The sequence below is a fragment of the Floccifex sp. genome, assembly GCF_051873495.1.
Taxonomy (GTDB): domain Bacteria; phylum Bacillota_I; class Bacilli_A; order Erysipelotrichales; family Erysipelotrichaceae; genus Floccifex.
Map to the genome: position 1 here is coordinate 1 of NZ_JBJEEX010000130.1, position 23537 is coordinate 23537.

General features: G+C 32.2%; 22 protein-coding genes and 1 pseudogene. 10 read left to right on the forward strand and 13 right to left on the reverse strand.

The genetic code is table 11. From position 1 onward, the window contains the following. Window positions 1-49: 49 nt before the first annotated feature. Window positions 50-934 (reverse strand): LysR family transcriptional regulator, encoded by an 885-nt coding sequence (locus ACI313_RS08500; protein ID WP_439755774.1) that lies wholly within the window; start codon window positions 932-934, stop codon window positions 50-52. Next, on the reverse strand, window positions 927-2228 hold the full coding sequence (rlmD, locus tag ACI313_RS08505; RefSeq protein ID WP_320607483.1) for a 23S rRNA (uracil(1939)-C(5))-methyltransferase RlmD: 1302 nt from the start codon (window positions 2226-2228) through the stop codon (window positions 927-929). Before rlmD ends, ACI313_RS08500 begins: the two co-directional genes overlap by 8 nt. A gap of 90 nt (window positions 2229-2318) precedes the next feature. On the opposite strand from rlmD, the gene ACI313_RS08510 reads away from it, so the two are divergent. From ACI313_RS08510 to ACI313_RS08525, 4 genes are all read left to right on the forward strand, one after another. Continuing rightward, the gene (locus ACI313_RS08510; protein ID WP_320607484.1) at window positions 2319-2753 is read left to right on the forward strand and encodes a MarR family winged helix-turn-helix transcriptional regulator; all 435 of its coding nucleotides are present in this window, start codon (window positions 2319-2321) and stop codon (window positions 2751-2753) included. Next, window positions 2750-4486 carry an ABC transporter ATP-binding protein gene (locus ACI313_RS08515; protein WP_439755775.1) on the forward strand — a complete coding sequence of 579 codons (1737 nt, stop codon included), beginning with the start codon at window positions 2750-2752 and terminating at the stop codon, window positions 4484-4486. The genes ACI313_RS08510 and ACI313_RS08515 overlap by 4 nt, the downstream gene beginning before the upstream one ends. Beyond that, the gene (locus tag ACI313_RS08520; RefSeq protein WP_320607486.1) at window positions 4476-6341 is read left to right on the forward strand and encodes an ABC transporter ATP-binding protein; all 1866 of its coding nucleotides are present in this window, start codon (window positions 4476-4478) and stop codon (window positions 6339-6341) included. The genes ACI313_RS08515 and ACI313_RS08520 overlap by 11 nt, the downstream gene beginning before the upstream one ends. 178 nt (window positions 6342-6519) lie before the next feature. Then, on the forward strand, window positions 6520-6915 hold the full coding sequence (locus ACI313_RS08525) for an Hsp20/alpha crystallin family protein (RefSeq protein ID WP_439755776.1): 396 nt from the start codon (window positions 6520-6522) through the stop codon (window positions 6913-6915). A 32-nt stretch (window positions 6916-6947) separates the two neighbouring features. Here the strand turns inward: ACI313_RS08525 and ACI313_RS08530 are convergent, their stop codons facing one another. The 8 genes from ACI313_RS08530 to ACI313_RS08565 all read right to left on the reverse strand — a co-directional run bounded on the left by ACI313_RS08530 (window position 6948) and on the right by ACI313_RS08565 (window position 15432). Beyond that, on the reverse strand, window positions 6948-7556 hold the full coding sequence (locus ACI313_RS08530; protein WP_320607827.1) for a DUF5052 family protein: 609 nt from the start codon (window positions 7554-7556) through the stop codon (window positions 6948-6950). Next, window positions 7553-8206: a Type 1 glutamine amidotransferase-like domain-containing protein gene (locus tag ACI313_RS08535; protein WP_320607828.1), complete on the reverse strand. Its 654-nt coding sequence runs from the start codon at window positions 8204-8206 to the stop codon at window positions 7553-7555. The genes ACI313_RS08530 and ACI313_RS08535 overlap by 4 nt, the downstream gene beginning before the upstream one ends. After that, the gene (locus ACI313_RS08540) at window positions 8197-9033 is read right to left on the reverse strand and encodes a YitT family protein (RefSeq protein WP_320607829.1); all 837 of its coding nucleotides are present in this window, start codon (window positions 9031-9033) and stop codon (window positions 8197-8199) included. The genes ACI313_RS08535 and ACI313_RS08540 overlap by 10 nt, the downstream gene beginning before the upstream one ends. Window positions 9034-9113: 80 nt before the next feature. Beyond that, window positions 9114-10049: a DHH family phosphoesterase gene (locus ACI313_RS08545; protein WP_320607830.1), complete on the reverse strand. Its 936-nt coding sequence runs from the start codon at window positions 10047-10049 to the stop codon at window positions 9114-9116. Next, window positions 10042-11241, reverse strand: a complete 1200-nt coding sequence (locus ACI313_RS08550) for an acetate/propionate family kinase (RefSeq protein WP_439755777.1) — start codon at window positions 11239-11241, stop codon at window positions 10042-10044. Before ACI313_RS08550 ends, ACI313_RS08545 begins: the two co-directional genes overlap by 8 nt. Before the next feature lie 10 nt (window positions 11242-11251). Next, entirely contained in the window at window positions 11252-11539 is a 288-nt protein-coding gene (gene ylxM, locus ACI313_RS08555) for a YlxM family DNA-binding protein (RefSeq protein ID WP_320607832.1), read from the reverse strand. Continuing rightward, a complete protein-coding gene (gene ftsY, locus ACI313_RS08560; protein ID WP_320607833.1) occupies window positions 11539-12498 on the reverse strand; it encodes a signal recognition particle-docking protein FtsY in 960 nt (319 codons plus the stop codon). The genes ylxM and ftsY overlap by 1 nt, the downstream gene beginning before the upstream one ends. Beyond that, the gene (locus ACI313_RS08565) at window positions 12499-15432 is read right to left on the reverse strand and encodes a chromosome segregation protein SMC (protein ID WP_439755778.1); all 2934 of its coding nucleotides are present in this window, start codon (window positions 15430-15432) and stop codon (window positions 12499-12501) included. 216 nt (window positions 15433-15648) lie between these two features. Between ACI313_RS08565 and ACI313_RS08570 the strand changes: the two are divergent. Together ACI313_RS08570 and ACI313_RS08575 are read left to right on the forward strand one after the other, a co-directional pair. Continuing rightward, a pseudogene (locus ACI313_RS08570) lies at window positions 15649-15795 on the forward strand (hypothetical protein); the annotation flags it as partial. Window positions 15796-16224: 429 nt separating this feature from the next. Beyond that, the gene (locus tag ACI313_RS08575) at window positions 16225-16575 is read left to right on the forward strand and encodes a hypothetical protein (RefSeq protein ID WP_439755779.1); all 351 of its coding nucleotides are present in this window, start codon (window positions 16225-16227) and stop codon (window positions 16573-16575) included. Here ACI313_RS08575 and ACI313_RS08580 read toward each other — a convergent pair. Next, window positions 16572-16706 (reverse strand): hypothetical protein, encoded by a 135-nt coding sequence (locus ACI313_RS08580; RefSeq protein WP_320607836.1) that lies wholly within the window; start codon window positions 16704-16706, stop codon window positions 16572-16574. The two genes, ACI313_RS08575 and ACI313_RS08580, sit on opposite strands and share 4 nt — an antisense overlap. A gap of 358 nt (window positions 16707-17064) precedes the next feature. On the opposite strand from ACI313_RS08580, the gene ACI313_RS08585 reads away from it, so the two are divergent. Continuing rightward, entirely contained in the window at window positions 17065-17889 is an 825-nt protein-coding gene (locus tag ACI313_RS08585) for an HAD family hydrolase (protein WP_320607837.1), read from the forward strand. A 2-nt stretch (window positions 17890-17891) separates the two neighbouring features. Further along, window positions 17892-18641, forward strand: a complete 750-nt coding sequence (locus ACI313_RS08590) for a DeoR/GlpR family DNA-binding transcription regulator (protein ID WP_320607838.1) — start codon at window positions 17892-17894, stop codon at window positions 18639-18641. A gap of 58 nt (window positions 18642-18699) precedes the next feature. On the opposite strand, the gene ACI313_RS08595 is transcribed toward ACI313_RS08590, so the two are convergent. Continuing rightward, window positions 18700-19290: a hypothetical protein gene (locus ACI313_RS08595; RefSeq protein WP_320607839.1), complete on the reverse strand. Its 591-nt coding sequence runs from the start codon at window positions 19288-19290 to the stop codon at window positions 18700-18702. 76 nt (window positions 19291-19366) lie between these two features. Then, window positions 19367-21487 carry a Tex family protein gene (locus tag ACI313_RS08600; protein ID WP_320607840.1) on the reverse strand — a complete coding sequence of 707 codons (2121 nt, stop codon included), beginning with the start codon at window positions 21485-21487 and terminating at the stop codon, window positions 19367-19369. Window positions 21488-21579: 92 nt separating this feature from the next. Between ACI313_RS08600 and ACI313_RS08605 the strand changes: the two genes are divergently transcribed. Together ACI313_RS08605 and ACI313_RS08610 are read left to right on the forward strand one after the other, a co-directional pair. Next, window positions 21580-22740 (forward strand): FprA family A-type flavoprotein, encoded by a 1161-nt coding sequence (locus ACI313_RS08605; RefSeq protein WP_320607841.1) that lies wholly within the window; start codon window positions 21580-21582, stop codon window positions 22738-22740. Continuing rightward, entirely contained in the window at window positions 22737-23507 is a 771-nt protein-coding gene (locus ACI313_RS08610) for an inositol monophosphatase family protein (RefSeq protein WP_320607842.1), read from the forward strand. The genes ACI313_RS08605 and ACI313_RS08610 overlap by 4 nt, the downstream gene beginning before the upstream one ends. Window positions 23508-23537: the final 30 nt, after the last annotated feature.

The following is a 23537-nucleotide window of genomic DNA, read 5'->3' on the forward strand; positions in this document are numbered from 1 at the left end:
CCCCGGTGTTGACCCCACTTAACTTTGGAAAAACCCCGGTTAACTTTGGTTACCCTGTTTTCTTTATCATATGTTCTTTAAATGTTTTACTTGCGATATTTAATTGTATCGTTGTATCCTCTAATAACACAATATCGCGTTTAAACTTTAAATTGGAAACTTGTTTTACCAATCCTTTTTCCAAATCCTCTTGTACTATAAAATCCGGTACAAAACCAATTCCTAGATTCATCTTAATCATCGGCAATATCTGATCAGCTGTAGCTACTTCAATATCCGGTTTCCATTCCAATCCATCGGATGAAAAAATCTGTTCATATAATTCATATGTCTTAGCATGTCTTCCTAAGCTAATAATAGGATAAGACAATATATCTTTCATTTCCATGTTTTGATGACAATCAAAATCACAAGAGGCAACCAATATTTCTTCAAAAGATTTTAATGTTCTTGTTTTAAAATTAAAAGGCGCTGATAAAGGCGTTGTGACCAAGGCAAAGTCTGCCATTCCTTTTTTAAGCGATTCAATTGCCTGCGTACAAGACTCATTACTAATCATAAAATGAATGTTAGGATATTTCTTTCGAAAATCTAGTAAACAAGACAACAAGATCCCATGCATTCCAATTTCTGTGGTACTAATACGAATCGTTCCTGTTTGAAGTTGACGGGCACTACTTAATTGTTGTTCAGCTTCCTGAAGTTGATTATACGCAATGGTAACATGTTCAAATAATTGTTCTCCTTCTGGCGTTAAGGAAATTCCTTTATTTGAACGGTTCATCAATTTACAACCTAGTTGTTGTTCGAGTTTATTCATAAACTTTGTGATATTGGGCTGATTACTATGTAATATTTTAGCCGCCTGCGAAATGCTTTTATATTTCGCTACATAGTAAAAAATCCGATAATAATCATAACTTACATTATTCATATTCTAATAACGCCACATTTTCAAGTCCCGTTGTTTGACAGAACATATCAACAGGTTGAATCTTTTTACATCGATATCCTTGTTCTTTAAAGATATTCAAATCACGACACAGACTATCTGGACTACAAGACACATAAATGATTTTTTGTGGTTTCAAAGTCACAATGTCTTCGATTCCTTGTTTAGTCATTCCCTTACGAGGTGGATCCACAAATAAAACATCAATGTTTTCATTACGATGTTCATGGGCAAAGACACTGGCATCTTGGCATACAAACTGACAATTGGTTATATGATTGATTTCTTTATTCACATTGGCATTATCAACGGCTTCTTGTACAATTTCGACTCCTGTTACTTCTTTAACATAATCAGAAATAGCTAGAGCTATCGTTCCTGTTCCAGAATATAAGTCAATGCATTTTTGGTTTCCATTTAAATTAGCCATGTCAATAGCACATTGATATAATGTTTCCATTTGTTTGGGATTTACTTGAAAAAAAGATTTAAAATGAAGTTGAATGGAATGAGACATACACGACTCATAAATATAATCTCTTCCATACAATACTTTATATTCATCCCCTAAAATGACATTATCATTACGCGTGTTATAGTTGAATACAACACTAGTAATATTAGGAAATGCTTCAACTAAATCTTTTACTAAACCATCAAATTTTTGTTCACTTTTCCCAATAAAGACAACTTGTGCTTCTGTTTTTGAATTCCGTATAAACACATGACGTAGTTGTTTAGCTTGGGCAAATGATAAATGTTTTTGTAGCCACTGATATATTTCATTAATCATATGAGATTGAATTTTACACTCTTTACAAGGAACAATGTCATTGGAATGTTGACGATAAAATCCCATTAATATTTTGTTGTCTTTTACTTGAACAGGAAATTGTGCTTTGTTTCGATAATAATAAGGTTCTTGAGATCCTAAGGTATCTAGTACCTCAATCGATTCATCAACTTGACGATGAAATAATTCGCTCATTTGTTTTGTCTTCATTTGTAGTTGATAAGAATAATCCACAAATTGATATTGACATCCACCACATGTTTTATAAGGACAAAGTGGTTCAATGCGATATGGACTTGTTGTCATTCTTTCTATTAATTTTCCATAAGCGTAGTTTTTCTTTACTTTTAGTATTTTAATCTTCCCTACTTCATCTTTGATCATATCATTCACAAATACGACTTGATCATCTATTTTTACAATTCCTGATCCTAAGCGTGTTTCATCAATACACGTCACAATATATTCTTCATTTTTTTTCATAGCTTTATTGTATCAAAATAATGTGATTTCGCAATTGCATATATTTATATAGCATGCTATTATATAGCGTGCTATGAAAGGAGAAAATATATGAGTGATCAATATGGTTTATATATCAATATGATTAGTCGAAATCTAAAAAATAAAGTAGACGAAAAGTTAAAAGAAATTGATCTAACTAAATCGCAAAGCGATATTCTACATTATCTGTCGTTACATGAACATGAATACGTTGTTCAAAAAGATTTAGAAAAGGCATTTCAAATTTCGAATCCCACTGTTACTGGTTTATTAAATCGTTTAGAACAAAAAGGCTACATTAAACGGATTTCAAATCCAAATGATAAACGAGCTAAACAAATTATTCTTCAAGACAAAGCTAGAGATGTCTTATCCATGGTAGAAAATCAAATTGAAGAAAATGAGAATATTCTATTAAAGGGTTTCACTAAACAAGAAGCCGATGATTTTCTTAAATACATCAATAAAGCTTTAAATAATCTCACAAAGGAGGAAATTGAATGATTAAGACTTTAATGAATTATATAAAAGAATACAAATCCGCATCCCTCAAATCCATGATTTATGTATCCATTGAAGTTATTATGGAAGTTTATATTCCTTATTTAATGGCCGATTTAGTAGATTTAGGAATATCCAATGGTGATATGAATATCATCTTTAAAATTGGATTATACATGATTTTCTGTGCTCTTATTTCTTTAATTGCCGGTGCATTAAGTGGAAAATATGCAGCGGTTGCCGCCAGTGGATTTGCGAAAAATCTACGTGAAGCAGAATACGAAAACATCCAAAATTTTTCCTTTAGTGATATTGACTACTTCTCAACTGGTAGTTTAATCACTCGTATGACAACCGATGTTATGAATATTCAAAATGCGTATATGAATATTATTCGTACCATGGTACGTTCTCCATTAATGTTGTGTTTTGCCCTTTTTATGGCTTTTCGTATTAATGCCAAATTATCTATTATCTTTGTGTTTGCGATTGTTTTTTTGGGAATTGTGTTGTTTTTAGTATCTACAAGAGTTCATCCTAAATTTAAAAAAATGTTTAAAAAGATTGATAATTTAAACTCTTCGGTACAAGAAAATATTTCTGGTATTCGTGTTGTGAAATCTTTTGTTCGAGAAGAACACGAAAAAGAAAAATTCACTCAAGCCAGTGATGATGTTTATAATCTACAAAAAGCAGCTGAAAAAATATTGATTTTTAATAATCCATCAATGCAGTTTACCGTGTATTGTTGTATATTAGCCATCTCATGGTTTGGAGCTCATCTTGTTGTTTCAAATTCAATGACAACAGGTGAACTATTATCGATGTTCACATATGTAAACAATATTTTAATGTCATTAATGATGTTATCTATGAACATCGTCATGATTACAATGTCTATTTCAAGTTGTGAACGTGTCTGTGAAGTGATTAATTTTAAAAGCACACTTACTTCTCCAGATAATGGATTAAAAGAAGTAAAAGATGGAAGTATTGACTTTGATCATGTTTATTTCAATTACGGTCAAGTTGATGAAGGATATGTATTAGAGGACATCAATCTTCATGTCGATTCTGGTACAACGCTAGGAATATTAGGAGCAACAGGATCGGGTAAAACAAGTTTTGTTCAATTAATTCCTCGTTTATATGACACGATAAAAGGAAGTGTAAAAGTTGGTGGTATTGATGTCCGTAACTATGATTTAAAAGTGTTACGTGATAATGTGGCCATGGTTCTTCAAAAGAATGTTTTATTTACGGGTTCCATCAATGAAAATATGCGATGGGCTAATGAAAATGCTACGGAAGAAGAAATTCAAGAAATGTGTAACTTAGCACAAGCAAGTGAATTCATTGATAAAATGCCACATCAATATAACACCCACATTGAACAAGGTGGAAGCAATGTTTCCGGTGGTCAAAGACAACGATTATGTATTGCCAGAGCTTTATTAAAGAAACCTAAAATCTTAATTTTAGATGACTCGACAAGTGCTGTTGATACCAAAACCGATGCTTTGATTCGTAATGCTTTTATGGAAAAGATACCGGATACAACTCGTATTATTATTTCGCAACGTGTTTCGTCCATTCAAGATGCTGATCAAATCATTGTGATTGATGATGGTAAAATCATTGCGAAAGGATGTCATGAACAATTGTTAAATACTTGTGAAGCTTATCGTGATACGTATTTAGCGCAACAAAAAGGAGGCGACTTTGATGAACAATAAAAAGAAACCTAATTTTTCAAGTTTATTTCGTGTTTTAAAAGAAGTGATTTCAAATTATAAATTGTTAGCCTTTATAGTAATTATTTTAATATTAATTTCATCTATTACCGGAGTCATAGGAAATACTTTTATTAAAAGTTTAGTTGATGTGTATATTGTTCCTATGTTAAGTCAAGAAACACCAGATTATATGCCACTATTTTCCGCTTTATCCAAATTAGCGTGTATCTATTTAATTGGTGTTCTATCTTCTTATTTATGGAATCGTTTAATGTTGAATGTAGCTTTGGGTACACTAAACAATATACGAAAAAAATTATTCATCCATATGGAATCACTTCCTATTCAATATTTTGATACCCATGCCCATGGCGATATTATGTCCGTTTATACAAATGATGTGGATGCACTAAGACAATTTATCTCCCAAAGCATTCCCAATTTATTTTCATCATTCGTAACCATTATTGCCGTAGCAATTTCCATGTTTGTGATGAGTCCCATTTTAGCTATTATAACAATTGCGTTTTCTTTACTTTGTATCTTTATTTCTAAAAAAGTAACCGGCTTATCTGGAAAGTATTTTAACGCTCAACAAAGAGAACTAGGACAAGTCAATGGATTTATCGAAGAAATGATTGAAGGAACAAAAGTCATCAAAGTCTTTAATCACGAAAAACAATCCATCTCAGATTTCAAAAAAGTTAATAATCAACTATGTGAAGCCAGTCGAAATGCCAATACCTATGCCAATATTTTAATGCCTATTTTAGGAAACATTGGTTATTTATCTTATGTCGTCGTTGCCATTGTTGGTTCTATTTTAGCAATCAACGGAAAAGCTGGTATTACAGTAGGTATTATTGTTTCCTTTGTACAGTTGAATCGTTCATTTAATGGACCCATTAACCAAGTATCACAACAATTAAATTCCATTATTATGGCAAGTGCCGGAGCCAAACGTATTTATGATCTAATTGATGAAACTCCTGAAACCGATAATGGAACGGTAACCTTAGTCAACGTTAAAAAAGAAAATGAATCATTGGTTGAATGTCATGAACAAACTGGTCATTGGGCTTGGCGTCATGTACACAATGATGGTTCCATTCAACTTGTTCCTTTAAAAGGAGATGTACGATTTAATCATGTCACGTTTGGATACAACGATAAGAAAACAGTTTTACACGATATTTCCTTATTTGCCAAACCGGGACAAAAAATTGCCTTTGTTGGAGCAACAGGTGCCGGTAAAACAACAATCACTAACTTAATTAATCGTTTTTATGATATTCAAGAAGGTTCTATTACTTATGATGGAATTGATGTGAAGTTAATAAAGAAAGATGATTTACGTCATTCTCTAGGAATTGTTCTTCAAGATGTGAACTTATTTACTGGAACCATCATGGACAATATTCGCTATGGTAACTTAGAAGCCACAGATGAACAATGCATTGCGGCTAGTAAACTTGCCAATGCACACGATTTCATTAAACACTTAGAACATGGCTATAATACCCAAATCGTTGCTGGACAAGAAACTTTATCACAAGGACAAAAACAATTGTTGTCAATTGCTCGTGCAGCTGTGGCCAATCCACCAGTTCTAATTTTAGATGAAGCTACAAGTTCTATTGATACACATACTGAAAAAATCGTTCAAGAAGGTATGGATAAATTAATGGCCGGAAGAACGGTATTTGTGATTGCCCATCGTTTAAGTACGATTCAGAATGCCAATGCGATTATGGTATTAGATAATGGAAAAATCATTGAAAGAGGAAATCACGATGATTTAATGGCTCAAAAAGGTGTATATTATCGCTTATATACTGGATCCTTTGAAGAATAAATACTTGTAAATTTATCAACTACTTTATCACATTTTTTAGCACTTAACTATTGACAGTGCTAACTATAGTGTTATAATAACAATGTCAAAGGAAATACTTAATCCTTTGTGAATATACAACAATAAACAAAGTGATAGTTTCATTATTTTGTTTGCATAAAAACTGGAGGCGATTATTATGATGTACTATCCAACATTTGATTTATTTGATGATTTCTTTACAGGTTCTTCGAACAGTGATTTTATGAAAACTGATATCGTAGAAAAAGACAATAACTATGAATTGTCTATCGAAATGCCAGGTGTCAAAAAAGAAAATATCCAAATGGAATTAAAGAACGGATATTTGAAAGTTGGTGCCAAGACTTCTAATAGCACTGAAAACAAAGATGAAAATGGACGTATTGTTCGTAAAGAACGTTTCAGCGGATCATATGCTCGTTCATTCTATGTAGGTGAAAATGTTCGTCAAGAAGATGTCAAAGCTTCATTCGATAATGGTGAATTGAAGATTGTTCTTCCTAAAGAAGCACCTAAACGTGTTGATGAGACAAGATATATTCCAATTGAATAACAAATCAAGACCACGACAAAAATCGTGGTCTTTTAATTTAATAAATCTTTATCAATAATTTGAAAATTAGCTCGATGAATATATAACGCTTTTCCATCAATCATTAATTTCGTCATTTTCGGAAGATCTTCTGGTATTTCCCAATACACTTTATCACCTGAATACGCTACAATAGGTTGTCCTAATTGCGATTTGATAACTACCACTCTTGATTTCCCAAACATATTTTTATACTTGTTGATAAATCTTGAAACAGAAGAAGCATCCATAATAGAATTTGAAGAACTATCAATGCTTTCAGATATGAAATCTACATCTGGAGTTAATCCCTTTTGTTCAAATATACAAGTATCCCCACAAGATTCCATTTCTTTTCCATCAATGGTAATTGTGATTACACTTGATAATTCATAACTTGTTTCCACACTACCATCTTCATCATAACTCGTTTGTTCGATTGGATTTCCGGTAATACTGATTTTTGAGCCCGATGTTTGAAGAACTTCATTTCCATAGTTATCGTATGTATAAATCGTATATCCATTCCCAATCAAGTTTCCTTTAATGTCATTTATTTTGGATTGAAACAAAGAACAACCACTCAATAAAAAGCACATTAAAACAACTAATATTTTTTTCATAGCTCAACCACCTTTCCAAATAATTCCATTTTTTCTGCACAAACAATACCACCTGTTTCATATATTCCATAGATTGGTAATTGTTTTTCGTCTTTAACTTTTTGAATATATTTCTTTTGATGGTTACTGGCATTATAGTGAACTTCAATATCAAAATCAGAAACAAAACCAAGTCCATTTAAATATTTGAATTCAGGATATTCATCATCAGGAGTAATGTGATATTGATTCAGTTGTACCATTGCCCCAGCACTCACACCAATAATCGTTCCTTTATAATTTTTGATAACTTTTTTTAAACGACATTCTTTTATTCGTTTCATAAATAAGTCAGGAGCTCCACCTGGAATATATAAAACCGTACTATTTTCAATTTTTTGTTTCATTTGTTCATAGCTATCTTCATAGTATTGAATCCATTCAATGTTTGATATCCCGTATTTATGAAATACATCGTTATATAAACGATAAAAATATCCTTGTCCTTTTTTAAATTGTTTATTCCAATCTTCAATTGATTTGGTATCATCGAAAAAAGTTAAAGCACAGATACATACTTTGTCTTCTTTTTTGAGATATTTTTTTAAGGTTGGATATGCCCAATTTTGATCAAAATTAAAATCACTTAATAAAATGGATGTCATAGCCATTCCTTTTCTAGTGTATATCCTCTACCTTTTACATCCACGACTTTATTAACCGTCACAAAGGCTGTGTTATCAATTTCTTCAATAATAGCTTGTACATTACGAAGTCGTTTCACATCCACAACACACTCGATTTTCTTAATTTCTTTTTTACGATATCCAGATTGTACATACGATAAAGTAATTCCATAGTCCTCTTTTAATAAAGCCTGGGCAATTTGTTCATAGAATTCACTAATCACATCGACTTGGTATTTATCCACTCCCATAGTTAGTACACGGGAAATCGAATTGGTCATAAAATATGTATAGATTAATCCATAGATGACATATGTGACATTTGAGAATGGAACTTGTCCAATCATGATACATGTATCCACAACATTAATAACGGTATTGACAGGCACTTTTAAATATTTTGATGCGAGTAAACATGGAATATCTACACCTCCGGTAGACCCACCTGATTTCATAACCAAACCAATTCCCATTCCACATACAATTCCTCCACATAATACAGCTAAAAAGATGTTGTCGACAATTTGAGTAATAAAAGGAATGTTTTCAAAGAAAGCCAAGGCAATAGGATACACAAAACTAGATAATAGAGAACCATATACAAGTTCTTTTGATCCAAAGATATATCCAATTGGTAGACATACAAGATTTATAAATAATACCGTAGCTGACATTGGAATACCAACTAATTTATGCGTAATAATAGATAATCCTGTTGCTCCTCCGGCAATGATATCAAAAGGAACAATAAAGGCACAAACACCAAATGCCAACAAACTACTTCCTACAATATTCATTAAAATTTTCTTCATTTTTCCTCCTTAAAAAAAGTGGCCAGGGAGATTTTCCCTAACCACGTGGATCCAAGCTTACGCTTAATACTTTACTTTATTTAATTTTCAATACTTCTTTTTGATATACAATCGATAATTTCATGAACTTGTTCAATGGTGATGTTTTTTATTCCACATGCACAAACATGACCACCTCCACCAAAAGACGAGGCAATATCACGTACATTTTTCGTTTTTGAACGAAGAGAACATGCGTATAATTCACTGTCTTTCATCTTCGTAAACAAAGCCCAAATTTCAATTTCTTGAATACCGCTTAGACAATAGACTTTATCTTTGGCATTTTCATATGTTTGTCCACAAGACTGATAGTCTTCTCTTTCCATAATGGCATACATACATTTATTCATTACTTGCGATTGATTTCGAACTTTGGTTTCGTATTGATAATCCGATAATGAAATAGAAAAATTAAGTTCATTGGCTTTTAATACATCCACTCCGCATTCAATCAAATAAGCAGCTACTTCAAATGTTTCTTTTCTTACACTGGCAATGGAAAAACGAATGTTATCGGCAATTAACCCACAATAAAAATATTGGGCCGCACGTGCAGAAATCTTAATATCGTTTTCTTTAAACAATAAAGGCACCATTTCACACGTTGCACTTGCCTTTTCATCTATCCATTCAATATCACATATTTCTTCAATCTTGACATGATGATCAATACGAATTGAGTGTTTTGCCAATGAAAAACGAGAATCCGATACACGTGCTAAATTACTTGTATCCAATAATATAGCTAATGAAGAAGCGATGGTTTCATCGCTTACTTCATCTAAATGATCCACAAATTTACTTGAAACCGGTGACATCATCCCACAACAATACACTTGTTTTTCAGGATACGTTTCGCGAATCCATGTCGCAAGTCCAAGTTGTGAGCCCATCGCATCAGAGTCTGCTAATTGATGACGGAAAATGGTAATAATATCAGCTTTTTGTATTTCTTCAAGAATGGTTTTATGCATTTTCCATTAAATCCTTGTAAGCATCACGAGCCATAACTAATTCTTCATCAGTAGGAATTAGCCATACTTCCATTTTACTTGCTTCAGAACTTAATTTCTTTTCAACACCACGTACATCTTTATTTAATTCATCTAATACTTCTACACCGAATACAGATAAACCATCACAGATTTCTTTACGGTGTAACCAAGAGTTTTCACCGATTCCTCCGGCAAAGACAATGGCATCGGCACCACCCATTAATCCAATGTAACCAGAAACAGTTTCGATTACACGGTTATTGAACATTTTTTCAGCTAAGATAGCTCTTTCGTTTCCTTCAGCTGCTGCATCTTCGATGTCACGTGAATCACTTGAAATTCCAGAAACACCTAAGAAACCCGATTTTTTATTTAAAATGTTATCGATGTCTTCATAAGTATATCCATATTTCTTTTGTAGATAAACGATGATAGCTGGGTCAATATCTCCACAACGAGTACCCATCATAATTCCTGCTAATGGAGTGAATCCCATTGAAGTTTTGAATGATTTACCATTCTTAACAGCTGTGATACTTCCACCATTTCCTAAGTGACAAGTTACAATGTTAACATCTTCAATCTTTTTACCAGTCAATTCTGCATAACGTTGTGTTAAATATAAGTGACTTGTTCCGTGCATTCCATAACGACGAATTTTATCGTTTTCATAGTATTCATATGGAATAGGATATAAATAATTTTCTTTTGGCATTGATTGATGGAATGCTGTATCGAATACAAATGTGTGAGAAGCATGTGGTAAAGCTTCTTTAAAAGAACGATAACCTAATAAACCAGCTGGGTTATGTAAAGGAGCTAAGTCTGTCAATTCAATAAATTTATCGATTGCTTCTTGGCTTTCTTTTACTGAATGATCAAAGTATTCTCCACCATGAACCATACGATGACCTACAGCTTGAATATCATCTAAATGTTCAACAATTTTGTTGTCAACTAATGCACTCATGATTTTCTTAACAGCTACTCCATGATCTGGAATATCCATTACTTCTTTAATCTTTTGTCCATTAAATTTCATTCCGAAGATAGAATTTTCTAGTCCAATTCTTTCTACATTTCCTTGTGCTAAAACTTTTTCTTCAGGCATTTCAAATACTTGAAATTTAAATGAAGAACTTCCTGCATTAACGCTCATTACAATTGCCATAATTTCCTCCTTAGAATATTTCATTAACTCTCTTTGACAATTCTTTATCAGAAGCAACCAAATCTTGTAGTTGCTTTTTCTTGCTTAAATATTGTATCACAGATTCATATTTTTCTAACTGTGAAATTGATTTATGTACTGCATCTAGTACTGCTGAACGCGAAATTGACAATTCTTCGCTGATTTCGGCATACGATAGATCTTCTTGAACATATAATTGAAGTATTTCTTGTTGACGAGGTGTCAATAATTCACCATACACATCAAACAATTCATTTAATACAAAACGATCTAACATTACTCTTCCAATCCCTTAGTGATTCCCATTAAATACGCATTGATATCAAATGGTTTTAAATCCTCTGGTTTTTCACCAAGTCCTAAGAAACGAACTGGTAAGTGAAGTAAATCACGGATAGCTAAGACAACTCCACCTTTAGCTGTTCCATCCATTTTCGTTAAGACAATACCCGTTACATTAGTTGCTTCTAAGAACAACTGTGCTTGACTAATTCCATTTTGTCCTGTTGTCGCATCCATGACAAGCCATGTTTCATGCGGTGCATCAGGAATTACTTTTTGAGCTACGCGAGTCATCTTCGTTAATTCTTTCATTAAATTGGTTTTATTTTGAAGACGACCAGCTGTATCACAAATTAAAATATCAATATCATTGGCTAGTGCATATTGACATCCATCCATAATAACGGAACTTGGATCTTGATTTGGTTTTCCTTTAATACAAGGAACATCTAAGCGATTGGCCCACACTTCAATTTGATCCACGGCTCCGGCTCTAAATGTATCGGCAGCAACAACAGCCACTTTTTTACCTTGTTCTTTATAGTTTTTGATTAACTTAGCACTTGTTGTCGTTTTACCAGAACCATTGACACCTACCATAAAAATAACAGTCGGACCATTGTCATTGTAGTTAATTTCACTATCACTACTATCATCATAAAAATCATATAAGATCGAAATTAAATAATCTTCCATTGAATCATAGTTTTTAATTTCTTTTCCACGTTGTTCAAATGTATCCACAATTTTTTGAGCTGTATGAATTCCTACATCACTTTCAAGTAAAATCACCATGATTTCTTCTAGTAACTCATCATCGATGCCATGAAAATTATTGGATAAAACACGAATACGATCCCCAAAACTTTTTTTAGAACGATCCAATCCACTTAAATATTTGTCTTTATCATTGCTTTTGACAAAGGCATCTTTAATCTTTTGAAAAAAAGCCATTTATTGTTTTTCCTCCTCTTGTGCCAAAGACAGAGCATCCTTTAATTGAACCTTTAATAACTTACTTACTCCATCTTGTTGCATAGTTACTCCATATAAAGTATCACATTGTTCCATTGTTCCAGGACGATGCGTTACAACAATGAACTGCGATTGATTTCTAAAATGTGATAAATAACGTGCAAAACGTTCAACATTGGCTTGATCCAGTGCCGCTTCAACTTCATCGAAGATACAAAGAGGCATTGTTCTCGCTTTTAATATCGCAAATAACACACTAATCGCAATCAATGCTTTTTCTCCCCCAGAGAATGATTGAAGATTCTTAATTGTTTTTCCAGGTGGTTGTACAATAATATCAATTCCTGTATTTAATACATCATCCGGGTCCACCATCACTAATTTCGCTTTTCCACCGCCAAACATAGCTCTAAAGGATTCATTTAACTCTAAATTGATTTTATCAAACATTTCTGTGAATTGTACAATCATTGTTTCATTCATTTCATCGATTGCCTTTAAAATCTGTTTAGAAGCCAATTCCAAATCCTCTTTTTGTTTCGTTAAGAAATCAAATCGCTCTTTAATTTCTTCAAATTCTTGAGGAGCCTCTAAATTCACATTACCTAATTTACTAATTTCTTGACGAAGCCATAAAACACGATCTTTAGCTTGTTCCAAATCCACTTCTTGTCGATTTTCACACGCATATTCATATGTCATATGATAATCGCTATTTAATCGATTTAAAGCATTGTCTTGTTTGGTAGTAAACTGCATTTGTTTTAATTCAAGAGAATGAATTTCACTTTGAAGTGAATTCATTTCACGACGTGTCAAACGAATTTCATTTTCCAATTGTTCAACTTGATTTCCAATAGTTAATCGACGTGCTCGATGCGTTTGAATTTGTGATGTCAAATCATCTAACTTGGCATGCATCTTAGCCATTTGGACAACCAATTCATCTTCATCGACATTACTTGTTTCATCTAAGGCAATTCCTAATTGTTTGTACTCTTCTAAAAGTGTTTCATATTTATCTTTTTTAGCTTGATATACATTTTCTAGTTTCGCAATTTCAATTTGAAGCTGAACACAAACATCACTTTCTTGATCCAATTTACGCTGGTATTCTTGTACCTCCGCAATTAAATGATCTCTTGAGATTTTGTGTCCATTGATTTGTGCTTCAACTTGTTTCAATTCACTATTTAAAGTCACCGGACTACTTTGTGAACGCGTAAATCCTCCGGTCATTGAACCACCAGCATGCACAATATCTCCATCAAGTGTTACAATTTTGACTTGATATTTTAATTGTTTCGCACATTCATTGGCATTTTCCAAATTATCAATCACAAGAATATTTCCTAATAATCGATCTCGCACTAAATTGTATTTTTCTTTACAATCCACACATTCATTTGCCCATCCTATATATCCTTGAGCATTGGATGCGATAAATTGAATTTGTGAATTCATTTGTCTTGGACGACATACACTCATAGGAAGAAAAGTTGCTCTTCCCGATTTATTTTTCTTTAAGAAACGAATCGCATAGCGAGCACTGGCTTCATCTTTTGTGACAATGTTGTAGATGCTTCCTCCTAATGCCGCATTAACAGCCATCACTTTATCATCATGAGGAATAAATAATTCCGAAACCACTCCTTCAATGCCCGATAAAGAACGACGAGCTTGTACAATGGCCTTTACTCCTTGTTGATGTTGGAAAGGCTGTTTCATGTTGTTTTCAATGATTTGTTTACGATTCAATAATTGTTGATACGTATTTTCGGATTGTCTTAGTTCATAAGAAGCACGATTTTCATTGTTCTTAATGGCTTCTAAATTCTTTTTATGAAGATTTAAATCCGTTCGTAAAGAAGATAAACGATTCTTACGATCTTCATATTCAAACTTAGCTTCATTCAACATCGCTTGAATTTCTTTTTGTCTTTGTTTCTGATCTACATTCTTTAATAAATATTTACGCTTTTCATCAATTTCAACTTTACGTTTTTCTAATTGATAGCTCTCTTGCATTGTTTTTGTATATTCTTGTTGTAAAGAATTCACTAACGCATCTAAAGAATGCATTTCCTTACGAAGTGTTGTCAATTTATCTTCGTTTAAAGTAATGGCAGCTTCCTTAGAAGTGTATTCCATTTTATCTTGACGAAGTTGATTTTCAATTTCCGTAATTTTGTTTTGATACATTTCAATATCACTGACCAAAACACTTATTTCAACAGTTGATAACTCTTCTTTTAAACCAAGATATTTCTTTGCCTTTTCTGCTTGTTTTTCCAAAGGCTTAATTTGACGCGATAATTCATCAATAATATCTTGAAGACGATCCAAGTTATCTTGTGTTTTTTCCAATTTTTGTAAAGATACTTTTTTACGCTTCTTATATTTAGCTACTCCAGCTGCTTCTTCAAATAATAAACGACGTTCTTCTGGTTTCGCATCCGCAAAGGAGGAAATATTTCCTTGGGTAATAATACTTAAAGAATCTCTACCTAATCCAGTATCCATTACTAAATCATTAATATCTTTTAATCGACACGGACTTTTATTTATAAAATAACTAGCTTCGTTATTGGCACGAGAAATTTGTCGAGTAATTTCTAATTCCTCAAAAGGGGAATCAAATATATGTTGTGAATTATCAAAAACCAACGTAACTTTTGCCAAGTTCACTGGTTTACGATACTCACTTCCTGAGAAAATAATATCAGACATACTCGTTCCTGAACGAAGTGATTTCGTACTTTGTTCTCCTAAAACCCATCGGATGGCATCATTCACATTACTTTTCCCACAACCATTGGGTCCTACAATTCCAGTAATGTCATGATCAAATTGGATGACGGTTTTATCCGCAAAGCTTTTAAATCCTAGTAATTCAATTCGTTTTAAAAACATAGTTCACCATCCTATCTTATTTATTATATCAAAATCAAGTCTAAAAAGAAGGTTAAATATTGTCTTGTTGACTTAATTTTTGAATAACCAAATCTTTTTTCATTATTATAAGTACCAAGACCAAGAAAAGAAGATTGCTAAAAAAGATATACAAAAGGTCTTTAGCTTAAAAGTGGCGAATATTGGAGAGACTACGGAACCGAAAAAGCTCGTTTTCATTGGGCAGATTTCGAAAAATACGTTCTAAATCCAGCGATTGAAGAAATCAACTCGTTGATGAAGACGGATTCAGAAAATAGTTTGATACCTGCAGGAGCCTGTGGGCTCAGTTTGTCGGCGTATGCCAAAAACCAATCGAATTGATTAATGAGTGGTTAAAGCTTGCAAAAGAAGTTGGAAATATGAACCTAAATCGTATGGAATATGATGAAACAAGATACAATTACGCAATGGATCGAATGGATGTCATTCGAAAAGAAATCACTGAATATCGTGAACACATGAACAAATGTTAAATATCTATTGTTTAAATATTTCAAAAAAAAGAGTTGTTTCTTTAACTCCTATTATCTTAATCAAGATAACATTTTTATTTGTATTTTAATAGTCTATGGTTTTTATATGATTTTGACACAATAAAAGAAACAAACATTTAGTAATACTAATATTCAAAAGTAGAATTGATATTAATGTGAAAGAAGAAAAAAGATTTTTATAAAAAAAACAATACACAAATTTATTAGTTATTGAATTACTATGTTTTGATTAGTATCAACTTTAAGTACTCCAATATTGGCAGAAGAAACTTCTTTTGATGGCTATTTAATTCCAGATTATGATAACGCAACCCAAATAATTCATGACGATGGAAGTATTGAAGGAATGGTTCCTTTAACAGTTGTATCAGATAATCAAAGTGAAAGAAACATAACACTTCCTGACGGCTCTCAGTATCGTTATAGCTATATGTCTGGAGGACAATGTTGGTGGTATGAATTTGTTATAAATGGTGGATTCAGTTCCTATTCAGGAGGAATTGTATTGAAAAAATTATATACTACAAATCCTATGCCTGTTACAGTATATTGTTCTGGACATATAGACACAGTAGAGCTAACATGGAGTACTAAATCTTGTGGCTAATGATGTTTTAAACCATCATTTTTTTTCTTCATTTTTTTTAATGCTTCCTCTTTTTTTACTTCAATTGGAATTAATGGAACATAAATATCTCTGTTTTTTTTTATGTTTTTTTTTCTTTGTCTTTTTTTCATGTTATTTACCTCTTTTTCATTATACATTTTTTACTGTTAAGATACATTTAACAAAATGGGATATAGACATCATTAATATTAAATAGGTTTGTGTGCTTTACCTGTAAGCGAGGTGATGAAACATGTGTACAGAATTTAATTTAAAAATAATAGATAAATCCACAGAGTTGCTAGATACAAAAACATTTGATGACTACAACACCCCTGCCCACTCTTAGAACCCCTTGTTTTGATACGCAGTGTCAAAACTCATATTTGGTTATCCAAATTTAAATTTTGGTTTTTTAATTTTTTTAATTCATTTTTTAATTCAATTGATAATAAGTGGTAACATATATTATAGAAATAGAGGAATAATATGAAAACAAAAAATTTAAAAAATTGTAAATGTATCTTATGTGACATTGATGGGACACTTTATAATTGGTCTCGTATTTTAAGTCCTAAAACCAAAGAAGTATTTACCCAATTACACAATAAAGGATATTTATTGGGTTTAGCTTCTGGTCGTCCATATGAAGAATTATGTGAATATGCCAAGTCATGGGATTTAGACTTTGATTTTGATATCATTATTGGCTTAAATGGAGCCGAATTATTTGTCAATCATCAATTACATGAATACTATAAATTATCAAAAGAAACATTAAAAGAAGTATGTGAGCTTATGTTTCAATTTGAGTGTAATCCATTTCTTTACTGGCACAAAAAAATATTGTGTAAACACATTGATCCAATGATGATTAAATCCGGGCAAACAAGTAATCGTGAATTAGTAGAGTGTAAAAACATAGATGAATTATGGAGTGAAGACAATGCCAAAATCATGTTCAGAATGAGTGAAGATGAATTGAAAAAAGTAGAAGACTATATGACTTGTCATACGAGTGATAAATACATTGGTTTTAAAACGCAATCAACTTTATTTGAATTTATGGATCCTCATATCTCGAAAGGATTTGGGATTGATCAATTGTGTAATGAAACAAATATCACACACGCTCAAATTTTAGCTTTCGGGGATACAACCAATGATAATTCTATGTTAGAAAAAGCTGGATGGGGTATTTGTTTAAAAAATGGTAGCCAAGATACCAAAGACATTGCCGACGAAATCACAAAAGATTCTTGTGATCAAGATGGATTCGCGAACTATATTATCGATAATTTATTTGAGGCATAGCCATGAAGAAAAATACTCGTCAAATTCAAATTTATGATATTTTATTAGAATCCGGTCGCATTCAAATTAAAGAATTGGCTAATCAACTACATGTCACAACTGAAACCATTCGCTCAGACTTAAACGAAATGGAAAGTCAATCTTTAGTAATTAAAGAACATGGATGGGTGCGACTTAATCAGGCAAGCGATGAAAAACCAGTGTCGTTTCGTATTCATCAAAATAAACAAGCCAAACGTCAAATTTGTATTAAAGCATTTGAATGTATTAAAGATGGTGATGTGATTTTCTTAGATGCTGGTTCTACTTTATTATCGGGAGTCGACTATCTACAAACAAAAAAAGATATTACCGTTGTCACGCATTCTATTTTAGTGGCATCCCATTGTTGTGATTTAAACATTCATACGATTTTAACAGGAGGAGAACTAAGTAAAGTCAATAAAGCAACCTCTGGTTATTTTTCTAATATCATGTTGGATCGTTTTCATTTTGATAAAGCTTTTATTGGTTCTCTTGGTTTTAAAGACATCAATGGTTTTACAACGTGTTCTCTTAATATGATTGATATGATACGTCATGTTATTAATCAAACCAATGAATTAATTGTAGTATGTGATTCATCCAAAATGGAAGTGGATTCACCTTATATTTCTTGTTCCTTTAAAGAAGTTGATACCTTTGTCACCGATAGCCTTACTCAAGATCAAAGAACTATCTTAAAAGACATCAAAAACATCATCACATTATAAAAAACTATGAGTTCTTAAAAAAGGTCAACCTTACAATGATTGGGTTGACCTTTATTTTTTAGGCAAATGCCATATTTATAATTTTATTAAAATTCCATGAACCAAAATCATAAGAATGAATACCAATTACTTTCACTCCATAGTTTTCATATTCATGTATATGAGAAACAATTTGTGGTGCAAAGAAGACAATATCATATTGTTCAATACAATTCGATAAATGATGTAAATAAGTAGAATCAACTTGAACATCTAATTTCTTTAACTTCAATTCTTTTTCGATTTTCTGTGCAAAATAACTAGATGAAACACCGGAAGAACATACAAACAAAATCTTTTTAATATTTGGATTATGTATCACTATTTCTTCATTGGAATTTGTTTGCGTTTCATTTAAAAATTCGAAAAAAGATTTAAAATGATCACAAACAATGGCTAAGTCATCAATCATAAAATGAAGCGAAAAAACAATTTTATCATCTTGTACAATTTCCAAATCAACAATTTTATCTCCTAAAAAGACAATTGTTCCTGTTTTATCATTTTGTTGAAATACGATATGATACTTTTCTTTTTCAGTTGCCATTGGATATGAACAACTCCAATGATAAAAGAAAGCTTCTATCAAACTCATTTGATATTCGATCATGTTCTCACTCCCATTTCTGATTTGAGAGTTTAACACAAACAATTTTTATTTGTCAAATTTTCCAGGCGTGTAAACGTTAACAAGTTGGAATTATGCTTAATTGTACCTTTTCACGAGTATAATCAATATTAGATACCCATACATGTACAATATCTCCTACTGCCAATACTTCACTTGGATGTGAAATCTTATGATTGGCACATTTGGAAATATGAATTAAACCATCACTGTGTAATCCAATATCGACAAACGCTCCAAAATCCACAACATTACGAACCGTTCCTTCTAGTTCTTGTCCAATTTTTAAGTCTTCTAAATGAAGAATATCACTTCTTAATTTAGGTGCATCATATTGATCACGATAATCTCTTTGTGGTTCTTGTAAAGCTTGTACAATATCTTGAATTGTATACACATCACTATTTAGTTCTTGAGCAGCTTGTTCAATATCAATATCAAATTTTTGTCCAAATTTAGTAACGTGATACTTTTTAATTAACTCATTGGCAATGCCATAACTTTCAGGATGGATTCCTGTGGCATCTAGTGGATTTTGACCGTTTTCAATTCGTAAGAAACCAGCACATTGCACAAAGGCTTTCGGTCCTAATTTGTTTACTTTTTTAATTTGATCACGATTTGTGAATTCTCCATTTTCATTACGATATTTAATGATTTCATTGGCTACATTTTTGCTTAACCCCGCTACATGACACAATAAAGCCGGTGAAGCTGTATTAATATTAACACCTACACGGTTTACTGATTTAGTTACTACGAAATCCAAGCGTTCTTTTAATTGTTTTTGAGGAAGATCATGTTGATATTGTCCTACCCCAATGCTTTGTGGATCAATTTTAATTAATTCACTTAATGGATCCAATACACGACGAGCAATGGAAACCGCACTTCGTTCTTCAACTTGAAGGTCCGGAAATTCTTGACGAGCTTCTTCTTGAGCACTATATACACTTGCTCCGGCTTCCGATACAATAATGTATTCACAAGTTAAATGATTATCTTGAATCACTTTCGCTACGAATTCTTCGCTTTCTCTTGAAGCGGTACCATTTCCAATCGCAATGATTTCAATTGTAAATTTCTTAATTAAATTCACTAAAATACGCTGTGCTTCTTGTTTCTTATTTTGAGGCGCATGAGGATAAATTTTATCTACTTGTAATAGTTTACCAGTGGCATCAAGTGTTGCCAATTTACAACCATGTGCATACCCTGGATCAAATCCTAAAATCGTTCTTCCCTTTAGAGGTGGTTGCATCAATAGTTTTTCAAGATTCATTGAAAATACTTCAATCGATTGTGTTTGTGCTTTGGCTGATAATTCACTACGAATTTCTCTTTCCACACTTGGGAACAATAAACGCTTACATCCATCGTTCACTGCTTTTTCAATGTATTCCAATGCTTGAGTATTACGATCTCTAGTAATTCCTCGAAGGGCATAACGTATCGCATTTTCTTCATTAAACTCAAAAGAAACGGTAATTACTTTTTCTTTTTCCGCACGATTAATGGCCATAATTTGATGATTTGCCAAATATTTTACTGGTTTAGAAAAATCATAATACAATTGATAGACTTTCTTTTCATCGTTATGATCTTTTTTCGCTTTTGTGACGATTCTTCCATATTTTTCAATTGATTCTTTCACACGCCATCTTAATTTCGCATTATCCGACACCATTTCGGCAATAATATCACAAGCCCCTTGTAAAGCTTCTTCGATTGTTTTTACTTCCTCATTTAAAAATGATTGTGCTTCTTTACCATCAAAGTATTTAGGACAACTATAAATTAAATTCGCAAGTGGTTGTAGTCCTTTACGAATTGCTTCCGTAGCTCTTGTTTTTTTCTTTTCTTGATATGGACGATAAATATCATCGACTTGACTAATTTTAGTACATTGTTCAATTTCTTTTTTTAATTCTTCTGTTAATTTACCCTTTGTTTCAATTAAACGACATACATCTTCTTTTCGTTTTTGAAGATTCACTTGATATTTATATTCTTCATCAATTGTTTGAATTTGTTCCTCATCAAGAGCTCCTGTCATTTCTTTTCGATAACGAGCAATAAAAGGAACCGTAGCTCCTTCTTGTAATAAATTCAATACATTTTGTACTTGTTCTTCTTTAATATTTAACGATTGAGCAATCGCTTTAATTTGTGTTTCCATATTTTCACCCCACAATATTTTATACGAAAAAGAATTCGTTGTAAATTGAGCAAAAAGTATAGTACAATGACTTGTAGAAAGCAGGTGTAACTATGAAAGTAACAAATGATATTAAATATGTAGGTGTAAATGACCATGAAATAGATTTATTTGAAGGCCAATTTCAACTAGAAAGAGGAATGGCCTATAATTCCTATGTTATTTTAGATGACAAAATTGCCATTATGGATTCTGTTGATGCTCATTTTGGACAAGTTTGGCTTAACAACATTAAAACCGTATTAAACGGTAAAACCCCAGATTATCTTGTTGTACATCACATGGAACCCGATCACAGTGCCAATATTACTTTATTAGCCAATGAATACCCTGATATGACGATTGTTTCAAGTATGCAAGCTTTTACAATGATGAAACAATTCTATGGATCTGATTATCAAGATCGTCGTCTTATTGTCAAAGAAGGTTCTACATTAGAATTAGGTAAACACACTCTATCTTTTATTGGAGCGCCTATGGTTCACTGGCCAGAAGTATTAATGAGCTACGATGCATGTGATAAAGTATTGTTCTCAGCTGATGGATTTGGTAAATTTGGTGCCAACGATATTGAAGACCCTGAAGGATGGGCTTGTGAGGCGAGACGTTACTATTTTGGTATCGTCGGAAAATATGGTGTTCAAACGCAAAATGTATTAAAAAAGGCAAGCAATTTAGATATCCAAATTATTTGTCCTTTACATGGTCCAGTATTAGATGAAAATTTAGGTTATTACTTAGATTTATATAATACTTGGTCTTCTTACCAAACTGAAAGTGAAGGCATTTTAATTGCGTATTCTTCTGTATATGGAAACACGAAAAACGCATGTTTAGAATTGAAAAAAGTATTAGAAGAAAAAGGATGTCAAAAAGTAGTATTAGCCGACTTAGCTAGAGAAGATATGCATGAATGCATTGAAGATGCCTTCCGTTATGGAAAAATCGTATTGGCTTCTATTACATACAATGCCACTATTTTCCCTCATATGAATACTTTTATTGAAAACTTAGTAGAACGTAACTTCCAAAATAAAACAATTGGATTCATGGAAAATGGGTCTTGGGCTCCTATGGCCAATAAAGTTATGCTTAAAAAATTAGAAAACTGTAAAAATATTACTTTCACAGAAAATAACGTATCCATTCGTGGTGCGATGAATGATGCATCAAAAGCACAAATTAAAGCATTGGCAGATGAATTAATGAAATGATTGAACAAGTAATTAAAATTGCCAAAGAAGCAGGTACTTTATTTAGGAATCAACGTGATTTTGAGATTCAAGAAAAAACCGATGTTGCCAATATTGTAACTTCTATGGATCTTAAAATTCAAAATATGGTATTGGACAAGCTACAAAAATTATTACCTGAAGCAAGTATCTATGCTGAAGAAAATGATGTAAGACAAATGAATGATGGCTATGTATGGGTCGTTGACCCAATAGATGGTACTACTAATTATGCTTATGATTTTAAGTTTAGTTGTATTTCAATTGCCTTATTGTATAAAAAAGAAGAATATTTAGCTGTTGTCTATAATCCTTATTTAGATGAAGTATTTTATGCTCAAAAAAATAAAGGCGCTTATTTAAATTCAAATCGAATTCATGTTTCAAACAATGATTGTGCAAGTTCAATTTGCACCATTGGAACCAGTCCCTACTACAAAGAATATGCCGATGAAACATTTAAAGTTATGAAAAATGTATTTATCAATACACGTGATATTCGTCGAACAGGTTCCGCGGCTTTAGATTTGTGTTATTTAGCTTGTGGAAGAATCGATGCCTTTTATGAGCGTTTATTATCACCTTGGGATTATGCCGCTGGTAGTTTAATCATTAAAGAAGCCGGTGGTACAATTGAAACTTTAAGTCCTTATACATGGTCATTTGAAAATACTCAACCTATTGTAGCTACTAACTCCATAAATCACGATGATTTTTTAGAAATTATCATAACCACTAATAAAAATTAGTGGTATCGTAAGCCCTATAAGGGCGTGTTG